Source organism: Telluria sp. PB2R4, assembly GCF_059685695.1.
In genome coordinates this window covers 46,400-72,066 of sequence record NZ_JCASIC010000016.1, presented here as the reverse complement: position 1 = coordinate 72,066, position 25,667 = coordinate 46,400, and the positions used below count along the sequence as shown (strand labels likewise).

Genomic DNA, 25,667 nt, shown 5'->3' with positions numbered 1-25,667 from the left:
CTGCCCGGATACCGCCGGTGCGTGCGATGCCGCTGGCTGTGCAGGCATGGCGTGCCCGGCATGGCCACTATGTTGTTCCTGTGGCTGGTCCTTCTGCCCGGACTGGACGGATTGCTGCTTGCCTGGCTCGTTGGAGCGCTTTGCCTTGGCCTGTTTCGGGCTGGCATCCCTCTGTGGCCGCGCCTGCGTTTCTTGAGACGCGGTGCTGCTTGTGGATGCGGGGCTGCCATGCCCCATCGCTGCATGATCGACGGCGGGCTGCCCGGGAGCGGGCGCCTCGCTGGACTGGCCGCGTCCTTCCGAGTCCGGAATGGCTTGTGCCGCGGCGTTTTGCGACAGCAGCAAGACAAGTACCAATGCGCAGGGAATCGGTCGCTTCGACTGGTTTTTCATGATACGACGACCTCCCTGAACATGCCGGCTTCCATGTGATAGATGAGATGACAGTGGAACGCCCAATGCCCGGGTGCGTCGGCGGTCACGCGGAAGCTGACGCGTTGGGCTGGTTGCACGTTGATGGTGTGCTTGCGGACCTGGAACTGGCCCGATTCCGATTCAAGCTCGCTCCACATGCCGTGCAGGTGGATCGGGTGATTCATCATTGTGTCGTTGACCAGGACGACCCGCAGGCGCTCCCCATACCTAAAGCGGATGGGCAGGGACTCCGAGAATTTCTGGCCGTCGAACGACCACATGAAGCGCTCCATGTTCCCCGTCAGGTGCAGCTCGATCTCTCGGGACGGTTCGCGCGGATCGATAGGGCCGCCAATGGTCCGCAGGTCGGCATAGGTCAGCACCCGGCGCCCGTTGTCGCGCAGGTTAACGCCGGGGTCGTCCAAGTTCGTCCTGGGCATGTCGACGTGCATGTCGACGCCTGGACCGTATTCGGTGCGTGCGTGGGTCACCTTAGGCGGCTGCACCGGGGTGGCTGCTGGCGACGCCATCTGTGCATGGCCTGCGTGCGCAGCTTCCGCCGGCATTGTCTGCTGTGCCTGGCCCTGCGCCATCGAATGCATGCTGTGCGCCGCTGCGCCTGCTGTGGCTGGTGCCGCGGCGCGATTCATGGCCGGCATCGCTGCACCATGCGCACCATGCGCGCCTCCCATGGCCATGGCCCCCATCATGTCGACCATCGTGAGCCACTTTGCTTCATCGATGTCTGGCACCGGGGCCTGCATGCCAGGACGTGGAGCCAGCGTCGCGCGTACCGATCCCGAGCGCCCGATCGATTGGGCGAAGATCGTATAAGCCCGGTCTTCGGCAGGCTCGACAATCACATCGTAGGTTTCGGCAACCGATATGCGGAATTCGTCCACTGCAACCGGTTCCACATCCTGTCCGTCCGCAGAGACCACCGTCATTTTCAATCCAGGAATGCGGACGTCAAAAATCGTGGTGGCGGCCCCGTTGATGAACCGAAGCCGCACTTTCTCGCCTGGCCGGAAAATCCCCGTCCAGTTCTTCTCCGCGGTGGCGCCGTTGATCAGGAAGCGCAGCGCGCCGCTGATGTTCCTGCTGGCCGTCACATCGCTGAAGTCGGTCGGCATCATGCGCATCTGGTTCCACATCTTGCGCTTGTCGACGGCGGCCGCGAATCCCATGCGCTGGATGTCCTGCACAAACTCGCCAAAGGTCGGCTGCTTGTTGTTGAAGAAGTCGCTCATCTTCTTCAGGTTGGCCATCACACGTTCAGGCTTTTCATCGGTCCAGTCCGAAAGCATGACAACATAATCCCGGTCAGCCCGGACCCGGTCTGCCCCCTTGGGAAGGATGACGATCGGGCCGTACAGCCCGGTTTGCTCCTGGAATCCCGAATGGCTGTGATACCAGTAGGTTCCCGTCTGCTTCACCTCGAACCGGTAGGTAAAGGTCTGGCCCGGGGCAATCCCGGAGAAACTCAGCCCGGGTACGCCATCCATGTCTGCCGGCAGCAAGATGCCATGCCAGTGAATAGAGCTGACCGTTGGCAAGCGGTTCGTGACTCGGATCGTGACGGTGTCGCCTTCGTTCCAGTACAGCGTCGGTGCCGGCACTTGGCCATTGACGGCGGTGGCGATCCGCTCGGCGCCGGTGTAGTTGACGGGCGTGGGCCCGATGACGAGATCGAACTCGGTGCCACGCAGGCTTCGCCGGTCCGCTTGCTGTGCAAATAGCAGACGCGGGCTCAATCCTGCCAGGCCTGCTGCGGCGCCGAGTCCCTGCAGAAAACGGCGGCGCCAGTTGCTTGTGCAACTGTCGCCTATTTCAAAGGCATTCATGTAACTCTCCAGTCAAAAAGGGAAAACCTGTTTTCGAGCGGGACGATGGAATCCGCCCCGCATCATCTGCCCGCCTCGCCAATCGTTGGCCGCGCACAGCAGGACCGCCGCGCAATCGCACGAGCTCACAATGTCGGCTACGATGCCACCGCACACGCGGCGGCACGACAGCGAAGGCCAGCAGGTGCTGGGCAAGCAGGTTGAAGTCGTAGTTGCGCCTCGGAGATGCGCTGCTCCGCATCACGACAAGGGGGATGAGCTAGCGCGAGGAGGTCGTTCAAGACGGGCTGGGAATTGCCCGGTGAAGGAAGAAACGGAGGGTGAACGCAGCGTTTCCGCAGGTTCTTGCGCTGCAGTCATGGCAATGAAAGGCGGCGGAGCATAGCTGCCGATACAGCATCCGGAACACTTTCCGCAGCTCGAACTCTTATGGCCACCCATGTTCGCACAGGCACCATCGGGATCGGTCGCCTTTGCCGCCGCCGTAGCAGCGTCAGCGTGTGTTTTTTTGCCAGACAGATCGGCGCCTATTCCATGCTCTTCGTGTGCCAACGAGCGAGCGGTGTCCACTGCCAGAGCATGATGCGCCATGCCGCACTGATACCTCGTCACCCCCGCGATGCTCTGTATCGGCAGGGTAACGAACAGCAGGCACAAAAGAAATGTCCGTAGGCTTTGGCGCATGTGATGAATTTAACATGTCCCGTTTCATGTAATGCGCACGTTTCCCTTCGGCAGTAGCTGTCATTGCTAGTGCGGCGCAACCAAGTGGTATCAAGCGGTCTCGCTACCCCGCATTAACTGCTCGCTCATCTGCTTCGTGAACCACCCAGATTTTGTAGGGGCTTCATTTGAGAAAACGGAGCTAGGAAGGAGCAATCGAAGCATTCCCCGATGTCATCGGGTACTTTGCCCATGGTCAGTGAAGCGAGCAGCAAGTGCGAATTGCGGTGGCGGCGACCACGCCGATTATGGCCAAGATCGGCTGCGCGCCTGAAACGTTGCGCCTTCAGGTACGCCAGCAGGAGCGTGGGACGGGCCAGCGTCCGCCTTCACGAAAGCCGGGGCGGCTCACTGGCTCGCTACCTGGGACGCCGGGTATCCGGCAGAGCTAATCTTGTTGACAATTGCTTCCGGGCTCGCCGTACTCTCGACATGAACCAAGCGGTCTTTCAGCAGCACCTCCACTTTTGCGTTCGGATCCAAGGCCTGCACTGCACGCGTAACCCGGGCGGCGCAACCGCCGCAGGACATTTTTTCTACCTTGAGCTCGTACATATCGTACCTCCTGTTTGTTTGCTCTATACGTACTTTAGACCTTCCCATCATGGGAAGGTCAAGCACTACCTGCAACGATGTCCCAGGCGGACATGCCTGACAACCACGCAGTCATTGCCGCCAAACGAACAGACCGCTACACTTGTCTTTCCAGAAAGATATTTATAGCGTATGTGCTCTTCTACACTGGCGGTTGCCAACAATGGGGTCGCCGACTTGATCCACCAATACAAGCAGGATGCCGAGTCGGTCTACAACACCTGGTTCATCGGTAGCGAGGACCGCATGAAAGCCTTCCGCTCGATCCGGCGCGGCGTTATCGACACCGTCCAGGCAATTTCGAAAGGCAGCTTCGGAAACGATTTCCGCGGTTCGCCACTCGAGGATGTACTCTGCGCGATCACCGAGCAGAAACAGATGTTCGAAGGGGCCGCCCATCCCTTCTATTGGAAACCGAAGCTGCGCATCCCCGACATCTACGAGAGCGAAGCGAACCAGCGCAGGTTCGGCAGCTTCCTGTCAGCCTGCCTGAATGCCACGCGAGAGGAACAACTGCTTGCCGAGATGAGCCGTCTGGCCGAAGCCGGCATCAAGGGGCTGGGCCCGGCGGCGGCCACGATTCTTTACTTTCTCCATCCCACTCTGATCCCGCCTTTCAACACCGCGATCATCAACGGCTTTAATGCGCTGTTTGGAACGAAGCTCAAACTGGGCTGCTGGCACAGCTACCTAGCCATGCGGGAAGCGATCGTCGAGGTCAACAATCAGCACAGGCAGCTATTGTCGAAGGATCTCGGTGCGTTCGCAGGACTCCTGTTCGAAATCGGTACGGGACGAATCGCCACCGCGGGCAATGCAGACGCGACCCTGGCTGCGCTCCAAGAAAAAGCCGCCAAGGCTAACAAGCGCCGGCACGAACAGGTGCTGGCGGATCAGGCCGGCGTATCCGAGCACACACGCATGCAGCACCTGCTGATCCGCCTGGGCCGCGCACTGAAGTATCGCGTCCACGTCGCGCGTAATGACCGGCATCATTCCTTTGCGGGTGAGGCATTCGTCCTGGCGACGACCGATAAGCTGCCGGACATCGGCGCCCAGGATGAAGTCATGAATACGATCGGCTTGATCGACGTGTTGTGGCTGAGCGAGGACGGCGAGCACATCGTGTGCGCCTTCGAAATCGAAAAGAGTACCTCGATTTACTCGGGCATCCTGAGGATGAAGGACCTGGCCCAGTCCTTGCCGGAGCAGGCATGTCATTACTACATCGTTGCCCCGGATACCCGCGAACAGGAAGTGATCGCCCAGCTCAGCCGGCCATCATTCAAACAGGAAGCTGGCGATGTGCCGGTCATGTACATTCCCTTCGGCCTGCTTGCCCAGCATTGCGAAGCCCTGTGCATGTTTGGCAGCGACCTGCATGTACTGCGCAAGATCGCGCGAGGCAAGGCCATCATTTGACCGCCAGGCGGACCTGTCCATGGTGAGTATATGGGATCGTTCTCGGGATAAATTTGAACCGCTGACCCAATAACAGTGCATTGAGGTCCCAGTTCAACGCTCCTCGCCTGCTTGGTGCTCATGCGCACGGGGCTTGCCCTCAGGCGAAGGCTTCATGTCGTCTGTTTTGGCGTGTCCTTTCATGGGACCTTCAGCAGCATCGTGCATCTCTCCAGAAGGTGCTCCCGCATGAGAATGGCCACTGCTGCTTTGGACCAGCGCTTCGTAGCTTTCTTTGTTCAGGTCCGGCAATTTCTGGAGCAAAGAGACCAGGTTCCAGATGTCGGCATCGTTCATGCTCTTTCCCCACGCAGGCATCCCAGATGCCTTGATGCCGTGCTTGATGCTCCAGAACGCTCGTGATGGCTCGACCCGGGTGTTCGACAGGTTCGGCGGTGCAGGATATAAACCGCGACTGAGTTCGGTTTCTCCCATCCCAGGCGACAGGTGGCACTGCGCGCACATCGCGTCGTAGTTGCCAGCCCCCTTAACGAGGGACGCACGATTTGCAAGGTCGGGCACCTTGACGTTCGCTGCCCGTGCACGGACGGACTGTTCACGCACAAAATTGATTGCCGCATACACTGGACGCGAGTGAGGCGCATCAGCTGCAACATTGAAGGCGCCGGACCAGGCGATTGCAAAGGCTGCGAACAGAAGAATTGCTGCTATCGCGACAGTAATGGCAGCGGTCTGTTTAACGACTGGTTTCATTTTGTGCCTCCTTTCACTGTTTGACAACTAAGCACCCGGGGAATCAGCCACGCCCGCGACGTCGGCACATCCGCCGGCTTCTGGCCGCGCCTGGCGGCCGATTCTCGAACCTGGCCAGGCGCCTATTCAGGGATGTCTTGTGGGCTGGGTGTTTTGCTGCACGTCTCAACAGGAGGGCGCCCCGATAGTGGTCTCGAGCATGGCCAACGTCAGGACTCCAAGTGTTGCCGCAGCCGTACTGCATTAGAAGCCTTTGACGCGGTAAAGACCGTACGTTGACGCACTCGTGCGCGGCTCCGTGGCGGTCGACGTCCGAATTGTGGGCATGGGAGCTCCTAAGGTCTCATGCAGGGCAACGCAGGAAGTGCTTGGCTGATTCATCGCTAAAAAGCTTGATGCCAGTCAATGTTTTTGGCATGCGCCGAGCGAGCGTACACCATAGCATTCACCAAGTACACGCAGCCGCGCTACGAAGGCGCGGGCGGTGCGTCAGGGAGAAGGCAGATGAAATACATCGTTCTACGCATAAATGTTGACAGCGGTCCTCTGAAAACTGGCAAAGGCCGCATTGAACCTCTTGAGGCGCTTGACGTTGGTATCGTTAAGCTCGGCATCGAGGATATCGCGTCGACAGCCTACGCCAGCTTCTTGCGCGACCCTGGCGTATCGGCCGTTGCCCCATTGATGCCGGTAAAACTGATCGTACCGCTGGCGCCCTCGGCCACGGGAACCGATGCGAATTGGGGTTTGCAAGCCATCGCTGCAGATACGAGTCCCTTCTCCGGTCGTGGCGCCCGTATCGCAGTCCTCGATACCGGCATCGATGCGACCCATGCTGCGTTCGCAGGCGTCGAGCTGACCCAGGTGGACTTCACCGGCGACGGAAACGGTGATGGCAACGGGCACGGTACGCATTGTGCGGGCACGATCCTCGGGCGCGACGTGGACGGCAAGCGGGTCGGCGTTGCACGCGGTGTGCAGCAGGCATTGATTGGAAAAGTCCTGGATTCGGCCGGTCAGGGGGACTCCGCCCAGCTGTTTCAAGCCCTGATGTGGGCAATGCAAAATGGGGCGCATATCGTCTCGATGTCACTGGGGTTCGATTTCCCCGGCATGGTCGCGCGTCTAGCGAATCAGGAGGGGTGGCCAGTCGATCTGGCCACCTCGAGTGCGCTTGAAGCTTACCGGGCGAACCTGCGCATGTTCGATGCCATTATGGAACTCTACAACGCGCAAGCCGCATTTGGCTCGTCCCCACTCGTCGTCGCCGCTGCCGGCAACGAAAGCCGCCGCGACCTCGACGCCAGCTACCGTCTCGCGGCTTCGTTGCCGTCTGCCGCCACGCACGTGATCTCGGTCGCCGCGGTTGGCCAGGCACTGGACCGGTTTTCCGTGGCGCCGTTCTCGAATTCGATGGCGACGATTGCGGCGCCAGGTGTGGACATTCGCTCAGCCCAACTTGGCGGAGGATTGGCCGCGCTGAGCGGGACCAGCATGGCCTGCCCGCACGTCGCGGGCGCATGCGCATTGTGGTGCGAAGCAATCCAGACGCGTGGGCAAACGCCCACTTCGCTCCTGGTACAGTCGCAACTGATGAGCACAGCCAAACCGGACGTGTTCGCCAGCGACACGGACGAGCAGGATGTCGGCGCCGGCCTGGTACAGTGTCCGCTCGCCTAGTCCTGGGGCATATCCCGTAATTCCTCCCGAGGTCACGTGCGCGGGTCGTGGAGGAAGGCAAAATGAGGCGTTCCGGCGGTCGACGACACGGAGCACAAGGAATAGCCCGAGCGATCTTCGTCCTTCAGATCTTGAAATCGTCGTAGGCGATGTTCGCCTCCCCGACTCCAAGACTGCGCAACATTGCCAGGGTACTCGACAGCATCGCCGGCGGGCCGCAAACGTAGAACTCGAGCGAGGCGATGTTCGGGTGCGTACGCAGCAGACCCTCCAGCGCGGCTTCGTGTACCAGTCCTGCGGGCGCGCCGTTTACTGCCTCCTCCGACAGCACCAGGTGCCAGCGGAAGTTCGGGTGTTTCGCTGCGAATGCCTGCATCTCGTCCACATACGGCGCATCGCGCCGGCTGCGCGCCCCGTACCAGAAGTGCAGCGGCTCGGTGGCACCCTTTGTCAGGAGCTCATGGATCATGGCGCGCAATGGCGCCATCCCGGCGCCGCCGCCAATGAACACTTTCTCACGCGCCCCGGGCTTCAGTGCGAAATCGCCGAATGGTCCGCTGAAGCGAACTTCGTCACCGACCTTGAGCGTGTACATGTAGCCTGATCCCCTGCCCGGTTGTTTCCCAGGCATGAAGCGGACCAGGAAAGTCAACTGCGAGCCGGCACATTCCACCGGTACCGATATCGAATACGACCGTCGAACGGGCGTCTCATTCGCAAGCGTCGACAGCACAACTGCGGCACGCCAGTCCTCCTGGTGCTCCTCGGGGACATCCAGCTGGCTGGCCTCGCGTGCGTACGCGGGCACGTGGATCTGGACATAGGCGCCCGGCCGGCATTCCATTTGGTCCTGCGGGCGCACTGTGATCTCCCGCAGGAACGGCGTCACCGGCTTGACGCTGGTGACCACCCCTATGCGTTCGGCAGACGACGCAAGGGTGTTCCCGACGTCGACGTCGAGACTGCGCGTTACAGGAAGGTTACAGGCCAACCTGTACCCGGCCGCGAGCTTCTGCGGCGACAGCAGTGCGCGGTCCGCGCTCGTAGGTTCAGGCGCCTGTCCAACGCATCGTACTTCACACAAACCGCAGCTTTGGCCGCCGCCGCAGTTCGACGGCAACTGCAGGCCCGAGCGGGCGAGCGCCTGGAACACGGTATCGCCCTGAACCGCCTCGACCGCGCGATGCATCGTGCCATGAGCGTCGACCAGGTTGACGGTACGGCGCCGCCGCCAGCGGCTTGGAACGAATTCCGCGAGCCGCACGCTGGCGAACAGCAGCCAGACACCGCTCAAGGCCATCCACAGTCCGCCGATCGCACTGGAGACAAGCAAGGGATTGTTGAAATTGGTCCTTTCGCTGTAGTCCATGATGTGGAGCATCCAGAACAGGTCGAACAGGCGCCAGGTGCTGTTCCTGTGTTCGAGCACCGTTCCCGACAGGCTGGAGACATAGACCGAGGTCTCGTCGGCGTCGTCGAAGTCGACGCGCCAGACGGGCTCCTTGTGTTTGCGGGCCTCGAGTGTGAAGTTCAGCAGGCGCGGCACTCCGGCTTTCCCGCTTCCGGAATAGGACGCACGCGCGATCTCCCCTGCCAGGCTGGCGTCCACCGCCACCGCATTGCCGTCCGCTGCGCTGACCATCCAGCTGCGCTTGTCGTTCTGCAGCCGGTACACGGGCCGGTCGAGCACCCAGCCGGAAGTGATCGCCATGACGTTTTCCCGGCTGGCCGCAAGCACCGCGTCCGTGCTGAGCACATCCTTGGGCCACGCGGGCGGCGCCGGTGGCCTGGTGCGGAACTCACGTCCCTGCACCTTGTTCGCGTCGAGCAGGCTCATGACGACGCCGCTCGACATCCACAGCAGGAACTGGATCGCCAGGATCACCCCCACCCACTTGTGCAAACGTCTCATCCAATGGCTCATGCCTGCTTCCTCCGGTTGAAGCTGTAGAAGAGCAGCCATGCGCCGCTGATGGCGAACAGCAGGCCAGTAATCGACGCCGTGCGCAGCAGCGTGTTGTTCACGTTCTCGCGTTCCTCGTAGTCCATGATGTGGAACATCCAAAGGAAATCGAACCATCGCCAGAGTTCATGACGCCGGGCCACCAGGTCGCCGGTATACGGGGAAAAGTAAAGCGTCGTCTGTCCGGGCTCGTCGTAGTGGACGGCCCACAGCGGCACCGGGCGCGCTCCGACCTCCTGGGGCGCCTTGGTCACCCATTCGACGCCCTTGATACTGCCCTCGCCCACGTAGGCCGCATCGGCCAGGGCGATGATCTGGTCGCGATCGAGCGGGCTGATCTTCTCGCCGCTGACGGCGTCCACCAGGCTCGTTTGCTTGCCCTGCTTGACTTCATAGACTTCCTTGCCGAGCAGGTTTTTCATGCGGACGGCCGTAATGCCCGGGTAGGCTTCGTGCAGGCTAGCCTGGCTGATACGGGCGGCGGACGGGTTAAGCCTTTCGGTCGGGACGTGGGCCAGGTGGTCGCCGTGGACGACTTCGAGCGGAACCACGACCATGTACAGGCCGCTGATCATCCAGAGCAGCGCCTGCACCCCGATGACGAGCCCGATCCATTTGTGGGCGCGTCGCACCCAGAAAGCTAATTGCATAGTTGTTGTAATAGATAGGTTACCCGGTCAGCCCGGGCGAGCCGGAGCGAAGCATACACGCTCGCGGGCCGCCCGGCATCATTGAATGGCTAGAACTTGTAGCCCAGGCGAACGTGCCAGCGGCGCCCCAGCAGGTCGTAGGTCATCGTATCGGTGTTCCCGTCCGTCCAGCTCTGGATATACGGGGCACGCTTGTCGAACAGGTTGTCGACCCCGAACGAGACCGCCATCGCCTTGTTGAACGCATACTTCACGCTGGCGTTGTGGTAGGCGATGCTCGGTGCGTGCGAACCGATGTCTTCCGGTGCGGCATTGATGTCCTCGGCCTTACCGATGTACTGGACCGTATAGGAACCCGACCACGGTCCGCTGGACGAGGTCAGGGACGCCGTCGACCGCCACTTGGCATAGCTTCCGCGTCCGCCCGTGATCTTGCCGGCGTACTCGATGACCTCGCCGCCAGGGAATGGCGTCACGTCGAAGCGGTTGAGGCGGGAGACGTCGGCCGTGAGCGACGAGGCCCATCCGAACAGGCTGAAGTCATACATGGCGCCGAAATCCAGGCCGGCGACCTTCTGCTGCGCGGCGTTCTCCGGCTGGGACGACAAGAAATTGATCTCGCCGGTGCGCGGATCGCGGGTGAAGCTCGAAGGCCGGCAGAAGATGTGCGACAGTCCCGGCGAGTTGTAGCAGACCGACAGCTTGGTCGAGCCCGGAACCGTTTCGATGGCATTGTCGATCTTGATGTTGAAGTAGTCGAGGGTCAGCGTCAGCGCCCGGGACGGGGTCCATACCATCCCGACCGTAAAGGTGTCCGCCTCTTCCGGCTCCAGGTTCTGATTGCCGCCACCAGTCGTCAGGATCGACGGACCGAACTGCCTATAGCCGACCGGGACGCCGGACGCCTGGCAGTTCTTGTAGACCGCCGAATTCGGATCGAGAGTATTCCAGTTGTTGCACGGGTCGGTCGTTGTCAGGTTGCCTTCGGAGACGCCGCCGAACAGTTCCGGGACGTTCGGGACGCGGAAGGCCGTGGAACGGTTCGCGCGCATCTTGAGCGAAGGAATCACCTGCCAGTCCAGGCCCAGCTTGTAGGTTCCCTGTGAGCCGAACAGGCTGTAGTCGGAATATCGGGCGGCGGCATTCATGGTCAGCGACTGCACCAGTGGCAGCTTGGCCAGCAAGGGTACGGACAGTTCGGCGAATACTTCACGCGCGCTGTACTCGCCGGCGATAGGATCCATGGCGTTAGTATTGGCAGCGCCGGACACGATCAGGCTGTCCGGATCGCGCCACCCCTGCTCGCGGCGGTATTCGAAGCCGGAAGCAAAGCCCACCGGCCCCGCCGGCAGCGAGAACAGCTCGCCGCTGACGCTGGCGTTGAAACTCTTCTGGTCATTGCCGCCGTGGTCGCGGGTCGTGAAGTGGATGTACTCCAGTACCGCCGGGCTCAGATTGCCATAACCGAGGTAGTTGCCGCAGGGAGCGGCGGTTGGGGTCTTGCCGCAGGTCGCAGCATTTAGGGTCGCGTCCACGCGGTCCAGGTTGATGATGTTCGTCATCCCGTCCACGCCCGTGTTCCGGCCCCAATTGAGGGATGCCGACCAGTCCCACTTCTCTCCAAGCGCTCCTTTCAGGCCAGCGACGATGCGAAAGGTATTCGTTTCCTGGAAAAAGTGACGCGGGCCGACCTCCGCGATCCGGCGGCGCTCCAGCGTGAGGTTCTGGCCGGTCGGGTTGGTCGGGTGGCTGGCAGCGATCTCGATCGGGCGGTAGACGCCTATCGCTCCTGGCGTAGCCAGCTGCCTGGACTTGCGGTTCGTGAACATGAGTTCGGTGAACATGTCGACACTGTCGGTCAGGCGCGCATTGCCGAAGGCGCTGACGCCGACTCGCTTGATCGGGTTGACCGCGTTCAGGAAGGGGTTGCTGTTATAGGCGTGCTTGGCCGCGCTGTAGGTTTCGAAGCCGCGCGGATTTCCGTTTGGATCCTGGTTGAAGTTGACCCGGCGGCCGTCGGCCAAACGGGCGCGGCCGCCGATGGTCGACGAGCTGCCGGAGCAGACCAGTTCGCCGTCGTCCTCGAACAGCGAGCACGGCGCGCGCGACGCGAGGTTCACCTCGCCGCTTTCCGAATAGTTCAGCGACGCCATGAGCGAACCGCGCTCACCACGGCTACCCCAAACCAGGTCGGCGGATTTCTCGTCCCCGTCGCCGCGCTCGGTCCTGCCGAACCGGACCGCTGCCTCGACGCCATCGAAGGCCTTCTTGGTGATGATGTTGACGACGCCAGCGACGGCATCAGCGCCGTAGATGGCCGACGCACCGTCCTTCAGCACCTCGATCCGTTCGATCATCGCCACCGGAATCATATTCAGGTCGACGGAGCTGTTGGCGCCGGTACCGCCGGACACCACACGGCGTCCGTTCAGAAGCACCAAGGTGCGGTCGATGCCGAGGCCGCGCAGGTTCACCTGCGTCGTGCCATAGCCATTACTGGTCCAATACGCACTGGTCTGGTTCCCTGCCGTGCCTGCGGAAGACGGCAGCCGCTGGAGCAGCGTCTCGACTGAAATCGCGCCGGAACGCTGGATGGTGTCGGCGTCGATGACGGTCACGGGACCGACGCCGGTCAGTTGTTCCTGCCGCAGGTTGATCCGGCTACCGGTGATCTGGACGCGCTCCATCGCGCTCGCCTGGGTGTTGTCGCTAGTAGCGGGCTGTTGCGCGTGAGCGCTCTGCTGCAGGACCAGCAGTGCAAGCGCGGCTGTCGTTCTTGGGACATATTTGTGAACCATTTACCCTCCGGGGCTATTGTTTTAGAAGCTAAAGGACCGTGACGCCTGCCGCTGCGATTCACGGCATATGGTGGAGAAAGCACATCGGGGACCCGCTTGTCTATACAACATTCAGCATTTTCAATTTACCCCCATTTCTTCTTTTTGGCAATAAAGATCAACTTTGTCGCATTTTTGCCTTATAAAATTTTGAGGCGAGCGATTCCACCGCCCAAAACACGACTCGGCGTCGAACGGCTTGCGGGGTTCACCGCAAGCCTGCGTTAACTACTGACCGCTCAGACCACGATCACGCGGCCGCCATCTGGCGGCACTCCGCAGCGCATCTGCGGCAGGCCGCAGCGCACTCCTGGCAGTGCTGCATGGGATGCTTGCCGCACTCTTCCGCACACATGTCGCACAGCGCGGCGCAGGCCTGGCAAACCAGCTTCGCCGCCTCGCCCCCGCGCGCCATCACTGCGGCGGCGACGCGGCATAGCTGTGCGCAGTCGATATCGAGCGCGATACAGCGCGCCATCGTCTTAACGTCGTCCTCCTGCAGGCAGGCGGCGGCGCACATGTCGCAAGCGTCGGCGCAGTCGTTGCACGCCTCGATACATGATTCGTGTTGCTGGTTCATGGTGTTCTCCCAAAAAAGATGATTGATCTCGGTCTCGCTTCAGGACTATCCCTATTCCACGGCGCTAGCGTCCGCCACGCCGCATTGTCTGATCAGAACCACAGGCGCACGCCCGCTACCGCCTGCACTTCGCTGGGGTCGCCACCCCGCATGCGCGTGAAATCGGCGGTTTCTCCAAACTGTCGGTTCCAGGTGACGCCGATGTAAGGCGCGAACTTGCGCGTGACCTCGTAGCGCAGCCGCAGGCCCACGCTGAGATCGGAGACGCCGTTGCCCGTCCCGTGTTCGGGATCCGCGCGGCTGTACAGGTTCGCGCTCAGCTCGGGCTCGAGGATCAGGCGGGGCGTGAACAGGATTTCGTATTTCGCGTTAAGGCGTGCAGCGAAGCCGCTTCCCGAACGCCAGTACGCGGTGGCCTCGGTCTCGAACCAGTACGGCGCCAGGCCCTGGACGCCCACGGCCAGCCAGTCCTTTCCTCCACCGTCGCCGCCGTCGTGCCTCACGCCCAGCTGGGTACTCCAGAACGGCGCAAATGCCCGGTCCCACAGTAGCTCGGTGCGGGACGATTCGAGGGAACCACCCCGCCGCTCTCCCTCGACCTTGACCCAGGCCTTGTTGTAGTCATTGCCGTACCAGGCCTCGGCCTCGAGGTTCTGACCGTGTTCGCCATCGCCCCTCGCCGCTTCCAGCTTGTCGACCAGTACCTTCCCGAACGGAGCGTTGTCGTTCATTTCGTGATTCCCGAAGTTCGCGTGCCGGGTTCCCTCGTTATAAGCGTTCGGATCGCGGGCGTCGGGCGGAGGGGCGCCTCCCTGCATGGGCCCCATTTGCATGGCATGGCCCGCCATGCCGCCACCCGTCCCGGCCGCGTGTTCCTGGCGAGCGCTTCCTGCTGCGGGGGCGGCACCGTGTCCCATGGCTGCGTGATCCATGCCGGGCGCGGCCGTGGATGTCGGCTGGGCCGGTGGCTTCGTGGGAGCGGCTGGTTGTGCCGCGTGGCTCGAATGGCCGGTTGCGTGACCCTGGTGTTGCGCCGCCGGCGCCGGCGGGGCCTCCTTGGGTGGCTCTGCCGTGTTGCCATGCCCGGCATGGCCAGCATGCCCAGCTGCCGGTGCATTCGACGGGGCCGGGTCGGTCGGTGCCTGTTGCGACGTCTTCTTGCCGGCCGGCGCGGGCGTACCGTGTCCCATTTTGGAGTGGTCCATGGTCGACATGTCGTGGCTGCCGGTCGACTGCGGCGGCTGGGTTGGAGCTGTCGTCTGCGCTGCGGCGTTCGCTGCAAGCAGGCACGCCAGCACGAGCGCGCGAGGCGCAGGTTTAATCGATGGATTTTTCATGATACGACCACCTCCCTGAACATCCCGGCTTCCATGTGGTACAGCAGATGGCAGTGGTAAGCCCAATGGCCTGGCGCATCGGCCGTGACCCGGTAGGTGATCCTTTGGGCCGGCTGTACATTGATCGTGTGCTTGCGGACCTGGAATTTCCCGTCGGGCGATTCCAGTTCGCTCCACATGCCGTGCAAGTGGATCGGATGATTCATCATCGTGTCATTCAAGAGCACGATGCGCAGACGCTCCCCGAAGCGGAAGCGGATCGGCAAGGATTCGGAGAACTTCTGGCCATCGAACGACCACATGAAGCGTTCCATGTTGCCGGTGAGGTGAAGCTCGATCTCCCGGCTCGGTTCCCGTGGATCGACCGGCCCGCCGATCGTGCGCAGGTCGGCATACGTCAGGACACGTCGGCCGTTGTCGCGCAGGTTGACGCCGGGGTCGTCGAGGTTGGTGCGCGGCATATCGACGTGCATGTCGACGCCCGGCCCGTATTCGGTGCGCGCATGCGTCACCTTCGGCGGATGGCCTGCGGTCGGCGCGGCGGCCGTAGGCATCTGGGCATGCGCGGCATGCGGGTCGGTTTGCGTTGCCATCGGCATGTCGTGCCCCTGATGCGCGGCACCTGCCGTCGCTGCCGGTGGCGATGCGCCCGCCTGCTGTGCATGTCCACCCATCGCATGGCCGCCCGTGGCGGAGCCATGCATGCCTGACATGGCCATTGCACCCATCATGTCGGTCATGCTGAGCCACTGGGCCTCGTCCATGTCCGGTACGGGAGCCTGCATTCCCGTCCGCGGTGCGAGCGTGGCCCGGACGAAACCGGAGCGTCCGATCGACTGCGCGAAGATCGTGTACGCCTGGTCCTCTCCCGGTTCGACGGTGACGTCATAGGTTTCGGCGACCGAAATCCGGAATTCGTCGACAGTGACGGGTTCCACGTCCTGTCCGTCTGCGGAGACGACAGTCATTTTCAAACCCGGGATGCGCACGTCGAAGATGGTCGTCGCGGCGCCGTTGATGAAGCGAAGGCGGACTCGTTCACCAGGGCGGAACAGGCCGGTCCAGTTCATCTCCGCGGTGGCGCCGTTGATGAGGTAACGCAGTGCCCCGCTGATATTCCGGCTGGCCGTCACATCGCTGAAGTCGGTCGGCATCATACGCATCTGGTTCCACATCTTGCGCTTTTCCACGGCGGCGGCGAATCCCAAGCTCCGCACGTCGCTGACGAACTCGCCGAAGGTGGGCTGTTTGTTGTTGAAGAAGTCGCTCATCTTCTTCAGGTTGGCCAGCACCCGCTCCGGCTTCTCGTCCGTCCAGTCCGACAACATGACGACATAGTCGCGATCGGCCTGGACGCGCTCCCCGGCTTTTGGCAGGACGACGATCGGGCCGTACAAGCCGAGCTGTTCCTGGAACGCGGAATGGCTGTGGTACCAGTACGTACCGCTCTGCTTGACCTCGAACCGGTAGGTGAAGGTTTGTCCGGGCTCGATCCCGGCAAAGCTCAGTCCCGGCACGCCATCCATGTCGGCCGGCAGGAGGATGCCGTGCCAATGGATCGAACTGACCGTCGGCAGACGGTTGGTAACCCGGATCGTGACCGTATCGCCCTCGTTCCAGTAAAGCAGGGGCGCCGGCACCTGGCCATTGACCGCGGTGGCGATACGATCCGCTCCAGTGAAATTGACGGGCATCGGCCCGATCTCGAGATCGAAACTGGTGCCGCGTAGATTGCGCCTGTCCCGCGCGGCAAACAGCGCGCCTGGGCTGAAACCCGCGAGGCCTATCGCTGCCCCCAACCCTTGCAGGAAACGGCGCCGCCAGCTGCTTGTACAGGCGTCAGTAACTTCTGAACGTTTCATATGGTTCTCCGATTCGAAATGCGACTTCTAGCGCAGGAATCTGCGCGATTCGGCCCCAAACGTTCCCCATGCCGGTGACCAGGGACGCGGACACGCCTGCCCCGCGGCGGATAGCCACCGGGACACGACTCGGTTATTTGATCTGATTTGTTTGAACGCGTGCCCGGTCAGGATGACTCCTTCGTGCAGGCGCGAGCGCGGACACGGGCGGGTCTCCCGGTAATCAGGAACGCATCGCCGGCGCTAGCCGTGAAGGATTACGCCGCGATTGACGCGGCAGTGCGTGGGGGGCGCTCGATCCGGGCGGGAACATGCCCGGTGAACGAAGGTAAGGAAAATTGCAGGGCAGTACTGACCGCCTCCTCGACCGCAGTCACGGCCATGACAGGCGGCGGCGCATAGGCGCCAATGGAGCAGCTTGCACAGGTGCCGCAGCCGGATCGCGCGTGCGTACCATCGTCGCCGCAGTCTTCATCGACCCTCTGCACCGGCGCGCCGACATGATCGTGCCCGCCATCGTGCCCCTCGCCGGTCACCGTCGCTTCCATCTGCATGCCACCGGCATGATCGCCGTGGGCGGTCAAGGAATGATGCGCCATGCCGCACTCGAACCTCGCGACTCCCGCAATGCTCTGCAAAGGGAGGGAGACGATGAGTAGGCATAAGAAAAATGATCGGAGCCTGGCGCGCATATGGTCAATGTAGCATGCTCCCGGGGTAGCGTGCACACAATTTAGGGCGCCGCACGTAATCGTGCAGCGTAGCGCGGCGCCGTCGCCCGTCCCATATGCAGCTCGGCTACAACATCCGCCGTGCACGCAGTTTTGAGGACTGGTCTGCTGCTCGCTGTGCATTCGGATAGTCACGCGACACAGTGGTAGATTCACCACTCAACAGCGGAGCCGGACGCTGCCGGAGCCAGCGGCTATAGAGGAGAGTGAATGACAAGTTGGGCTCGCTGCGATGCCCGCAAAGTCGGCCGACAGATTAGAATCGCTGAATTCGAACGTTGAGCCAACTATGAGTCAAGTAGACGCAACAGAAATTGCAAACCGCCTGATTACGTATGCCGTCCCTGGATTTATTGCGCCGAAGGGGCGCCGGTTTCCTAGGACTGCTGAGGGCATCGCTATTCCGCCAGAGTCCGTCCAGGACTACTATGCCGCCGTTCGAGAGCTTTTCCAGGTCGATAAGACCGTCGCTACGACGTACTCTGTAATTACGTTTGAAAAACGGGTCATCAAGTTTATAGCCCCGTTTGTCATCGCGTCGCAAAAGGTAGACAAGCGAACCGTGTCTGCGTTTCTGCGGGAGCTGGCGAACGCGCCGTACATCACTCATGATGTGTTTCGCCCAATCCATCGCATTACGAAATCCGCCGACTCCGGGCCGATCGTACTGGGAAACTACACGCTCTATAACACGGTCACCGATGCGTCCGCTCTCGATGAAGCGTTGAGGGGAATAATGGACGAGACCTTGCTGGACACGAGCGATCAGTATCTCATTCGTTGCAGCGTAGAGGCCCGTGATGAAATGATCGCCTTGGAGTTGGCCGACGCGCGGTTTGAACAGTTTGAGAACGCAATCTACTGCATGTTGGGTCCTCAGAGCGGTTTCGCTCCAACCATATTCAGTTCGCCCGAGCCGATCGCAAAAAAAACGATCGTCATGAGCAAGGCAACTTGGTCCTCCTCGATTGGAAGCGAGTCCTTGGCGAAGGACCTTGACGTGGACGATACCTATTTTCGTGACTCCGATGCCGGATTTGACAGAATCTGGGCAAGCCTAGGCGCACCGTCGAACGGCAAGCTCATGCAAAAAATCTTGCTTGCGGTCGACTGGGTGGGCCAGTCCATTGCCGAGAAAGTATCTTCGAGCGCCTTCATCAAGGCAGCTATCGCACTCGAGGTCCTGTTTACGCCTGAGAAAGGCAACTTCGCCCCTTCGATCGTCTTCCAGATTACCGAGAACGTGACACTGTTGCTCGGGGAGGACGAAGCTTCACGCACCCAGCTCGAACGCGAGTTCAAACGCCTGTACGAGATACGCTCGAATATCGCGCACGCCGGGAAAACCGACATCGAACGAGCCGACCTGGTCTCTATCCAAGAAATGGCTCGTCGAGTCATATTCAAGCTGTTAACGGCACCCTCCATCAAAGATTGTGCCACGCCCGACGAACTAAGCAAGGTGCTGAAAAAACTTAAGTACAGCTGCCCTGCCATTACCTAGAAGGCCTCAGCAGTGGTATGGCCGTATTATGATTAAAGCTCTACATCCCGATGCAGAGGCTCGCACGCGTCATCGAATATAGTTAAAATGGCACGGACCGCCGTTACTACCAAACCCATGCGACGCTCCTTCCCGGCACTGTTCCGATACTTTGCGCTTCTCCTCGTCATGACGCTCATGACGTCGGGCATGGCGATGGCATCGTACGTATGTCCGGAGATAGTCGGCAAGCAGGTGCCCATGCAGATGATGGATGGAGAGCCTTGCGCCGGCATGGACACGGAGCGCCCCGTCCATTGCGCCGAGTTCTCGGCCGACACCAAGGCTTCGGTCGACCACCATAACCCGGCTCCCGCACTGAGCCTCCTGTCTCCCGCCGGCCTCGTTCGTATCCTTGCACCCGTCTCGGCGCTGGCGATCGCCCTGCCCTGGCTCGGCGACCTCCCCGAGCCGGATGCTGACCCGCCCTACCTGCGAACCCTGCGCATCCGAATCTGACCACCTCCCGTCTGGCATGTGCCCGGCCAGTTGCCGGCGCTCGTTTTCACTCGCGGAGGATGTATGTATTCTTATCTCATATCACGTCATGGCATGCCGGCCAAGCCCGCACGCCTTGGCCACGCTCTCCTCGTGGCCCTGTCCCTACTCGTTTCCAGGGGCGTAACTGCTGCCCCCGATGGGCTCACCTTGAACGAAGCCCTGACGCTCGCAACGTCTGCCTCGGCGTCCGCAAAAGCGGCGCGCGCCTCGGTCACGGCGAGCGAGCATGCTGCCGTGCGCGCGGACCAGCTACCCGATCCCACCCTGAAGCTGGGCATCGACAACCTGCCCGTATCCGGTCCCGACCGCTTCCGTCCCAACGCCGACTTCATGACGATGCGCCGGATCGGTATCGAGCAGCAATGGGTTTCCCGCGACAAGCGGCAGGCCAGGACGGAGCTGGCGCGCCGTTCGGTCGAGGCCGCTGAAGCGGCGCATCTCGACAGGGTCACAAACATCCGGGTCGAGACCGGGAAGGCCTGGCTGACTGTGCTGTACAAGCAGCGCGCGCTCGGTCTGGCGAAGTCGATCGCGCGCGAGATGGAAAGCGATGTGTTTGCCGTCCAGGCGGCGCACCGCGGGGCCAAAGCCTCGGCCAGCGACGTCCTGCAAGCCAAGGCCGAACTGCTGCTCGCTGGCGACGGCGTTGATGCGGCCGAGCAGGACCTGCAGGCGGCGCTAGTCGCGCTGCGCCGCTGGACGCGGACCGACACCCGGGCCGTTTCCGATGAGGCGCCGGCCCTCGATACAGCGGCTCCCCGCTTCGCCATGCCGAACCTGGAAAGGCTACACCCGGCCGTCCTCGGCGCACGCCGCGCCGTCGATCTGGCCGATGCTGATACGAGCGCCGTCGTACACGAGAGCCGGCCCGACTGGTCGTTCGAAGCCGGCTTCGCCCAGCGCGGCGGTCCGTATTCGAACATGATCTCGCTCGGCGTCAGCATCCCCCTGACCATCCACCGGGCGCAGCGCCAGGACCGCGAGATCGCGGAGAAGGCCGAACTCGGCACCGCGGCAAGGCTCGAGTACGAGGAAGCGCTGCTCGAGACCCGTTCGTCGATCGAAGCCCAGTTGGGGCAGCTCGACAGCCTGAAGCGCCGCATCGCACGGCTCGAGAAGGAGCTGCTGCCGACTGCGGCCCGGCAGGTCGAGACCGCGCTGGCCGACTATCGCGGCGGAACTGGAACGCTGACCGCAGTATTCAAGGCCAGGCAGGCCGACCTCGAACGCAGGCTGCAGGTCAATGCACTCGGGCTAGAGGCGGCACTGATCTGGGCGGGTCTGGAGCTGCGCCTGATCCCGCAGGAGCTGGCAGGCGCCGGGAGGGACGGCAAATGAAGCACTCCCTAGCAACGAAGATGCTGGTCCTCGCCGGCGCAGCTGGACTGATCGGCTATGGCGGCTACTGGCTGGGCGCCAACAGGAATGCCGATGCCCCGGCGGCCGCTTCGGCGCCGGCACCAGGCAAGCGGGTCCTGTACTGGCACGACCCGATGGTTCCCGGCAAACGTTTCGACAAGCCCGGCAAGAGCCCGTTCATGGACATGCAGCTGGTCCCGGTGTATGCGGACGAGGAGAATACCACCGGGGTGAGAATCTCACCGTCCCTCCAGCAGAACCTCGGCATCCGTTTCGCGACCGTGCGGCGCGAGGAAGTGGCTGACTCGCTCGATCTGGTCGGCACCACCCAGTTCGACGCCAGCCGCGAGGAGGTCGTCCAGAGCCGTACCGCAGGCTACATCGACAGGCTCCATGTTCGCGCACCGCTGCAGCAGGTCAGGCGTGGCCAGTCGCTCGCCTCGGTCTTCGCTCCGGAATGGATTGCGCCCCAGGAGGAATACCTCGCCCTCAAGCGCGGAGGCGACGCAGCGCTTGCGGCCGCCGCACGCCAGCGGATGCGCGCGCTCTCGATCCCCGACACCCTGGTCGCGGAGCTGGAGCGTACCGGGCGGGTGCAGACACACCAGAAATTGGCCTCCCCCGTTTCCGGGATCGTAAGCGAGCTCGGGGTGCGCGAAGGCGCCCAGGTTACGCCGGGCATGACGATCGCCAAGGTGGTCGGCATGCAGACCGTCTGGCTGCTTGCCGAGGTGCCGGAAGCCCTGATCGGCTCCACGCGAACGGGCATGCGGGTAAGCGCGACGGTCGAGGGCAACGCCCGGCGCACCTATGAAGGCAAGGTGCGGGAAATCCTGCCGGGCGTGAATGCCGCGACGCGGACGGCCCAGGCCCGTATCGAACTGGAGAACCGTGACGCCTCGCTGATGCCAGGCATGCTGATGCGCGTCCGGCTCAGCGCTGCGGCGGGGCAGCCGCGCCTGATGGTGCCAACCGAGGCCGTGATCGCGTCCGGTACGCGCTCCGTCGTCCTGGTGGTCCAGGGCGACAGCCTGCGTCCTGTGGTTGTCACCACCGGACGGGAGATCGGCGACGCCACCGAAATCCTGAGCGGCCTGGACGAAGGCCAGAAGGTCGTCGCCTCCGGCCAATTCCTGATCGATTCCGAAGCGAACCTGAAATCGATTCTGCCAAAGTTTTCGGACGAGGCCCCAGCGGCGGCAGCCGGTGACGGCGCGGGCCAGGCGCCTGCGGTTGACCGCATGGAGGCCATGAAGAAGCCGGCCGACGCCCCTGCCCAGCCGGAAAAGCCAGGCAAAGCGGCGGCAATTGTACATACCGCGGTCGGCAAGGTGGAGCAGGTGGCGGATGATGCCATCACGCTGTCGCACGGACCGGTCCCCAGCCTGAAATGGCCGCCCATGACCATGGATTTCATGAAGCCCGCACCCGATGCGTTCAAGGAAATCAAGGCCGGCCAGACCGTGGAATTCGACTTCGTCGAGGTGGAGGACGGCTACATGCTGAAGCGGGTCGTGCCGGCCAAGGGGGGCAAGCAATGATCGCGCGCATCATCCGCGCCGCGATCGGCGCCCGAATCTGGGTCCTGCTTGCCGCCGCCTTGCTGGCGGCATGGGGCGTCCACTCGCTGCGCACGACCTCGCTCGACGCCCTGCCCGACCTTTCCGACACCCAGGTCATCATCCGCGCCCAGTATCCGGGCAAGGCGCCGCAACTGGTCGAAGACCAGGTCACGTATCCCTTGACCACCGCCCTGCTGTCGGTGCCGGGGGCGACGTCGGTGCGCGGTTATTCCTTCTTCGGCGACTCCTTCGTCTATGTGCTGTTCGACGACGCGACCGACCTGTACTGGGCCCGTTCTCGCGTGAGCGAATACCTCAACCAGGTGCAGAACCGCCTTCCCGCCGGTGTGCGGGCCGAGCTGGGGCCCGACGGTACCGGCGTGGGCTGGGTATTCGAGTATGCACTGGTCGACCGCTCCGGGCGGCACGACCTGAGCCAGCTGCGCGCCCTCAACGACTGGTTCCTGAAGTTCGAACTCAAGACGGTGCGCGACGTCGCGGAAGTCGCCAGCATCGGCGGCATGGTCCGGCAGTACCAGGTCGTGCTCGACCCCGACCGATTGCGCGCATTTGGCATGTCGCACGCCCAGGTGCTTGATGCGATCGGCAAGGCCAACCAGGAGTCGGGGGGCTCGGTCGTCGAGATCGCGGAGACGGAATACATGGTCCGCTCGCATGGCTACCTGCGCAACCTGGAAGACTTCCGCAACATCGTACTGAATGCGAGCGAAACCGGCACGCCGGTCCTGCTGGGGGATGTCGCCAGGGTGCGCCTCGGGCCGGAGATGCGACGCGGGATCGCCGAGCTCAATGGCCAGGGCGAGGTCGCCGGCGGCGTCGTGGTCATGCGCTCCGGGAAGAACGCGCTCGACACCATCGCCGCCGTCAAGGCGCGGCTTGCAACGCTCAAGCACTCGCTGCCGGCGGGTGTCGAGATCGTCACGACCTATGACCGGTCGACGCTGATCTCGGCGTCGGTGGCGAACCTGGGCCGCAAGCTGGCCGAAGAGTTCGTGGTGGTCGCGATCGTATGCGCGGTCTTCCTGTTCCACGTGCGCAGCGCGCTCGTGGCCATCCTCACACTGCCGCTGTGCGTGCTGACGGCATTCATCGTCATGCGCTACCAGGGCGTCAACGCCAACATCATGTCGCTCGGGGGCATTGCGATCGCCGTGGGCGCCGCCACCGATGCGGCGCTCGTCCTGGTCGAGAACGTCCACAAGCACCTCGAAGCCCATGCCGAGGCCAACGCGGGCGCAGCGCCCGACGCCAGGACCCGTTGGGATATCGTCAGCCGGTCTTCGATCGAGGTCGGGCCGGCACTGTTCTTTTCGCTGCTGATCGTGACCCTGTCCTTCATTCCGGTGTTCGCGCTCGAGGCGCAGGAGGGCAAGCTGTTCGCCCCGCTGGCCTACACCAAGACGTACACGCTGGCGGCCGCCGCCGGGCTGGCCATCACCCTGGTCCCCGTGCTGATGGGTTATCTCATCCGGGGCAGGATTCCGAAGGAAGCGGCCAACCCGATCAACCGCCTGCTCATCCATGGCTACCGGCCACTGCTCGATGCCTGCCTGCGGCACCCGAAGGCCACCCTGGGCATCGCCATGATCGCGCTCCTGCTCACGGCGATTCCTGTTTCGCGGCTCGGCGGCGAGTTCCTGCCGCCTTTGAACGAAGGCGACCTCCTGTACATGCCCTCCGCCCTGCCCGGCCTGTCCGCCGCCAAGGCGGGCGAGCTGCTGCAGCAGACCGATCGCCTGATCAAGAGGGTGCCCGAGGTGGCGACAGTCTTCGGCAAGGCCGGCCGCGCAGAGACCGCGACCGATCCGGCGCCGATGGAAATGTTCGAGACCACAATCCAGTTCAAGCCGAAAGACCAGTGGCGGCCCGGCATGACCCCGGAGAAGCTGGTGGAGGAGCTCGACCGCGTCGTCAAGGTGCCCGGACTGTCGAACGTGTGGGTGCCGCCGATCCGCAACCGCATCGACATGCTATCGACCGGCATAAAGACCCCCGTCGGCATCAAGGTCTCTGGACCGGAACTGGCCCAGATCGACAAGGTGGCGACCGCCATCGAAGCCGCCGTCAAGACAGTACCCGGCGTCAGTTCCGCGCTTGCCGAACGGCTTAGCGGCGGCCGCTATATCGACGTCAGCATTGACCGGCTGCGCGCCGCGCGTTACGGGATGAGCGTGGCCGACATCCAGGCGGTCGTGTCGACGGCGATCGGCGGCGACAATGTCGGCGAAGTCGTTGACGGACGCCAGCGCTTCCCGATCAACGTGCGTTACCCGCAGGACTACCGCGATTCCGTGCAGGCGTTGCGCGAGCTGCCGGTCATCACCGCCCGCGGCGCACAGATTCGCCTGGGCGACGTGACGAGCGTCGTCATCACCGATGGTCCACCCATGATTCGGAGCGAGAACGCACGCCTGTCTGGGTGGGTCTATGTCGATGTCCGCGGCGTCGACCTACTCACCGCTGTTCGTGCGATGCAGGAGCGTGTGCGGAAACAGGTCGCGCTGCCTCCAGGGTATGCCATCGGCTGGTCGGGGCAATTCGAATATCTCGAACGGGCTTCCGAACGCCTGATGACCGTCGTTCCCCTCACTTTGCTGGTCATCTTCCTGCTCCTTTACCTGGCATTCCGGTCCATGGCGGAAGCGGTGCTGCTGATGGCGACGGTGCCGTTTGCCCTAGTGGGCGGGTTCTGGCTCGTCTGGCTGCTCGGTCACGCGGTGTCGGTCGCCACGGCGGTAGGATTCATCGCACTGGCAGGACTGGCGGCAGAGTTCGGTGTCGTGATGCAGGTTTACCTGCGCAATGCGCTGCAGAACCGGCTCGATGCCGGCCGTGCGCTGAGCAGCGAACTGGTGTTGGAAGCGATCCGGGAAGGTGCGCTCTTGCGGGTGCGTCCGAAGGCAATGACGGTGGCGGTCATCGTGGCCGGACTGCTGCCCATCATGTTCGGAAGCGCGGCCGGGTCCGAGGTCATGCAGCGCATTGCGGCACCAATGATCGGAGGGATGGTAACGGCGCCGCTGCTCTCGCTGTTTGTGATCCCGGTCGCGTGGCGGCTTCTGCAGGAACGGCGTCTATCTGCTAGGCACGACAGACAAACGTTTTACAATGCGCGGTCCGGATCAGATCGCCTGACTCCGCCCGGATGACCTTGCGTGTCGCGCGACCGGACCGGAGACCTCGCAATTTCAGCGCGTATGCTCCTTGAAAAGTGGCCCGGCTAATTAATCGAAACTGCCTACGGCGGGCTGCGGAGGCCAATGGCACTTGACCTTCAAGTTGCTAGAAGGT

General features: G+C 62.7%; 17 protein-coding genes. 7 read left to right on the top strand and 10 right to left on the bottom strand.

The genetic code is table 11. From position 1 onward, the window contains the following. Window positions 1-389 precede the first annotated feature (389 nt). Both AC56LU_RS21785 and AC56LU_RS21780 read right to left on the bottom strand, forming a co-directional pair. Complete coding sequence (locus AC56LU_RS21785) at window positions 390-2,258, bottom strand: copper resistance system multicopper oxidase (protein ID WP_281907685.1); 1,869 nt, start codon at window positions 2,256-2,258, stop codon at window positions 390-392. Between the two features lie 1,071 nt (window positions 2,259-3,329). Then, window positions 3,330-3,536, bottom strand: coding sequence for a heavy-metal-associated domain-containing protein (locus tag AC56LU_RS21780; protein ID WP_071362880.1), 207 nt, complete (start codon window positions 3,534-3,536; stop codon window positions 3,330-3,332). A gap of 216 nt (window positions 3,537-3,752) precedes the next feature. On the opposite strand from AC56LU_RS21780, the gene AC56LU_RS21775 reads away from it, so the two are divergent. Continuing rightward, entirely contained in the window at window positions 3,753-4,997 is a 1,245-nt protein-coding gene (locus AC56LU_RS21775; protein ID WP_497177705.1) for a type II restriction enzyme NmeDI-related protein, read from the top strand. Between the two features lie 93 nt (window positions 4,998-5,090). On the opposite strand, the gene AC56LU_RS21770 is transcribed toward AC56LU_RS21775, so the two are convergent. Next, a complete protein-coding gene (locus AC56LU_RS21770) occupies window positions 5,091-5,750 on the bottom strand; it encodes a c-type cytochrome (protein WP_497177704.1) in 660 nt (219 codons plus the stop codon). 504 nt (window positions 5,751-6,254) lie between these two features. Here AC56LU_RS21770 and AC56LU_RS21765 point away from each other — a divergent pair. Next, window positions 6,255-7,430: a S8 family peptidase gene (locus AC56LU_RS21765; RefSeq protein WP_083415612.1), complete on the top strand. Its 1,176-nt coding sequence runs from the start codon at window positions 6,255-6,257 to the stop codon at window positions 7,428-7,430. A 124-nt stretch (window positions 7,431-7,554) separates the two neighbouring features. Here AC56LU_RS21765 and AC56LU_RS21760 read toward each other — a convergent pair whose 3' ends face one another. The 7 genes from AC56LU_RS21760 to AC56LU_RS21730 form a co-directional block, all read right to left on the bottom strand. Then, window positions 7,555-9,354 (bottom strand): 2Fe-2S iron-sulfur cluster-binding protein, encoded by a 1,800-nt coding sequence (locus AC56LU_RS21760; protein WP_497177703.1) that lies wholly within the window; start codon window positions 9,352-9,354, stop codon window positions 7,555-7,557. Continuing rightward, a complete protein-coding gene (locus AC56LU_RS21755; RefSeq protein WP_071362885.1) occupies window positions 9,351-10,043 on the bottom strand; it encodes a PepSY domain-containing protein in 693 nt (230 codons plus the stop codon). Before AC56LU_RS21755 ends, AC56LU_RS21760 begins: the two co-directional genes overlap by 4 nt. A gap of 89 nt (window positions 10,044-10,132) precedes the next feature. Further along, window positions 10,133-12,841: a TonB-dependent receptor gene (locus AC56LU_RS21750; protein ID WP_497177702.1), complete on the bottom strand. Its 2,709-nt coding sequence runs from the start codon at window positions 12,839-12,841 to the stop codon at window positions 10,133-10,135. Between the two features lie 289 nt (window positions 12,842-13,130). After that, window positions 13,131-13,460 carry a four-helix bundle copper-binding protein gene (locus AC56LU_RS21745; protein ID WP_497177701.1) on the bottom strand — a complete coding sequence of 110 codons (330 nt, stop codon included), beginning with the start codon at window positions 13,458-13,460 and terminating at the stop codon, window positions 13,131-13,133. Window positions 13,461-13,552: 92 nt separating this feature from the next. Continuing rightward, complete coding sequence (locus AC56LU_RS21740) at window positions 13,553-14,797, bottom strand: copper resistance protein B (RefSeq protein WP_497177700.1); 1,245 nt, start codon at window positions 14,795-14,797, stop codon at window positions 13,553-13,555. Then, window positions 14,794-16,659, bottom strand: a complete 1,866-nt coding sequence (locus AC56LU_RS21735; protein WP_497177699.1) for a copper resistance system multicopper oxidase — start codon at window positions 16,657-16,659, stop codon at window positions 14,794-14,796. Before AC56LU_RS21735 ends, AC56LU_RS21740 begins: the two co-directional genes overlap by 4 nt. A gap of 257 nt (window positions 16,660-16,916) precedes the next feature. Beyond that, window positions 16,917-17,258 carry a hypothetical protein gene (locus tag AC56LU_RS21730; RefSeq protein ID WP_497177698.1) on the bottom strand — a complete coding sequence of 114 codons (342 nt, stop codon included), beginning with the start codon at window positions 17,256-17,258 and terminating at the stop codon, window positions 16,917-16,919. Between the two features lie 421 nt (window positions 17,259-17,679). On the opposite strand from AC56LU_RS21730, the gene AC56LU_RS21725 reads away from it, so the two are divergent. The 5 genes from AC56LU_RS21725 to AC56LU_RS21705 all read left to right on the top strand — a co-directional run bounded on the left by AC56LU_RS21725 (window position 17,680) and on the right by AC56LU_RS21705 (window position 25,525). Then, window positions 17,680-18,894 carry a hypothetical protein gene (locus AC56LU_RS21725; protein ID WP_497177697.1) on the top strand — a complete coding sequence of 405 codons (1,215 nt, stop codon included), beginning with the start codon at window positions 17,680-17,682 and terminating at the stop codon, window positions 18,892-18,894. A 246-nt stretch (window positions 18,895-19,140) separates the two neighbouring features. Next, window positions 19,141-19,392, top strand: a complete 252-nt coding sequence (locus AC56LU_RS21720; RefSeq protein WP_497177696.1) for a hypothetical protein — start codon at window positions 19,141-19,143, stop codon at window positions 19,390-19,392. A gap of 189 nt (window positions 19,393-19,581) precedes the next feature. Further along, window positions 19,582-20,772 carry a TolC family protein gene (locus AC56LU_RS21715; RefSeq protein WP_497177695.1) on the top strand — a complete coding sequence of 397 codons (1,191 nt, stop codon included), beginning with the start codon at window positions 19,582-19,584 and terminating at the stop codon, window positions 20,770-20,772. Next, window positions 20,769-22,334 (top strand): efflux RND transporter periplasmic adaptor subunit, encoded by a 1,566-nt coding sequence (locus tag AC56LU_RS21710; protein ID WP_497177694.1) that lies wholly within the window; start codon window positions 20,769-20,771, stop codon window positions 22,332-22,334. Before AC56LU_RS21715 ends, AC56LU_RS21710 begins: the two co-directional genes overlap by 4 nt. After that, window positions 22,331-25,525, top strand: coding sequence for an efflux RND transporter permease subunit (locus AC56LU_RS21705; protein ID WP_497177693.1), 3,195 nt, complete (start codon window positions 22,331-22,333; stop codon window positions 25,523-25,525). The genes AC56LU_RS21710 and AC56LU_RS21705 overlap by 4 nt, the downstream gene beginning before the upstream one ends. The last annotated feature ends 142 nt before the right edge of the window (window positions 25,526-25,667 follow it).

What these genes read in the sequence shown, in the direction of transcription:
- AC56LU_RS21785 (WP_281907685.1), bottom strand. Translation starts at nt 2,258, where the DNA reads ATGAATGCCTTTGAAATAGGCGACAGTTGCACAAGCAACTGGCGCCGC.
- AC56LU_RS21780 (WP_071362880.1), bottom strand. Translation starts at nt 3,536, where the DNA reads ATGTACGAGCTCAAGGTAGAAAAAATGTCCTGCGGCGGTTGCGCCGCC.
- AC56LU_RS21770 (WP_497177704.1), bottom strand. Translation starts at nt 5,750, where the DNA reads ATGAAACCAGTCGTTAAACAGACCGCTGCCATTACTGTCGCGATAGCA.
- AC56LU_RS21765 (WP_083415612.1), top strand. Translation starts at nt 6,255, where the DNA reads ATGAAATACATCGTTCTACGCATAAATGTTGACAGCGGTCCTCTGAAA.
- AC56LU_RS21760 (WP_497177703.1), bottom strand. Translation starts at nt 9,354, where the DNA reads ATGAGCCATTGGATGAGACGTTTGCACAAGTGGGTGGGGGTGATCCTG.
- AC56LU_RS21755 (WP_071362885.1), bottom strand. Translation starts at nt 10,043, where the DNA reads ATGCAATTAGCTTTCTGGGTGCGACGCGCCCACAAATGGATCGGGCTC.
- AC56LU_RS21750 (WP_497177702.1), bottom strand. Translation starts at nt 12,841, where the DNA reads ATGGTTCACAAATATGTCCCAAGAACGACAGCCGCGCTTGCACTGCTG.
- AC56LU_RS21745 (WP_497177701.1), bottom strand. Translation starts at nt 13,460, where the DNA reads ATGAACCAGCAACACGAATCATGTATCGAGGCGTGCAACGACTGCGCC.
- AC56LU_RS21740 (WP_497177700.1), bottom strand. Translation starts at nt 14,797, where the DNA reads ATGAAAAATCCATCGATTAAACCTGCGCCTCGCGCGCTCGTGCTGGCG.
- AC56LU_RS21735 (WP_497177699.1), bottom strand. Translation starts at nt 16,659, where the DNA reads ATGAAACGTTCAGAAGTTACTGACGCCTGTACAAGCAGCTGGCGGCGC.
- AC56LU_RS21730 (WP_497177698.1), bottom strand. Translation starts at nt 17,258, where the DNA reads ATGGCGCATCATTCCTTGACCGCCCACGGCGATCATGCCGGTGGCATG.
- AC56LU_RS21725 (WP_497177697.1), top strand. Translation starts at nt 17,680, where the DNA reads ATGAGTCAAGTAGACGCAACAGAAATTGCAAACCGCCTGATTACGTAT.
- AC56LU_RS21720 (WP_497177696.1), top strand. Translation starts at nt 19,141, where the DNA reads ATGATGGATGGAGAGCCTTGCGCCGGCATGGACACGGAGCGCCCCGTC.
- AC56LU_RS21710 (WP_497177694.1), top strand. Translation starts at nt 20,769, where the DNA reads ATGAAGCACTCCCTAGCAACGAAGATGCTGGTCCTCGCCGGCGCAGCT.
- AC56LU_RS21705 (WP_497177693.1), top strand. Translation starts at nt 22,331, where the DNA reads ATGATCGCGCGCATCATCCGCGCCGCGATCGGCGCCCGAATCTGGGTC.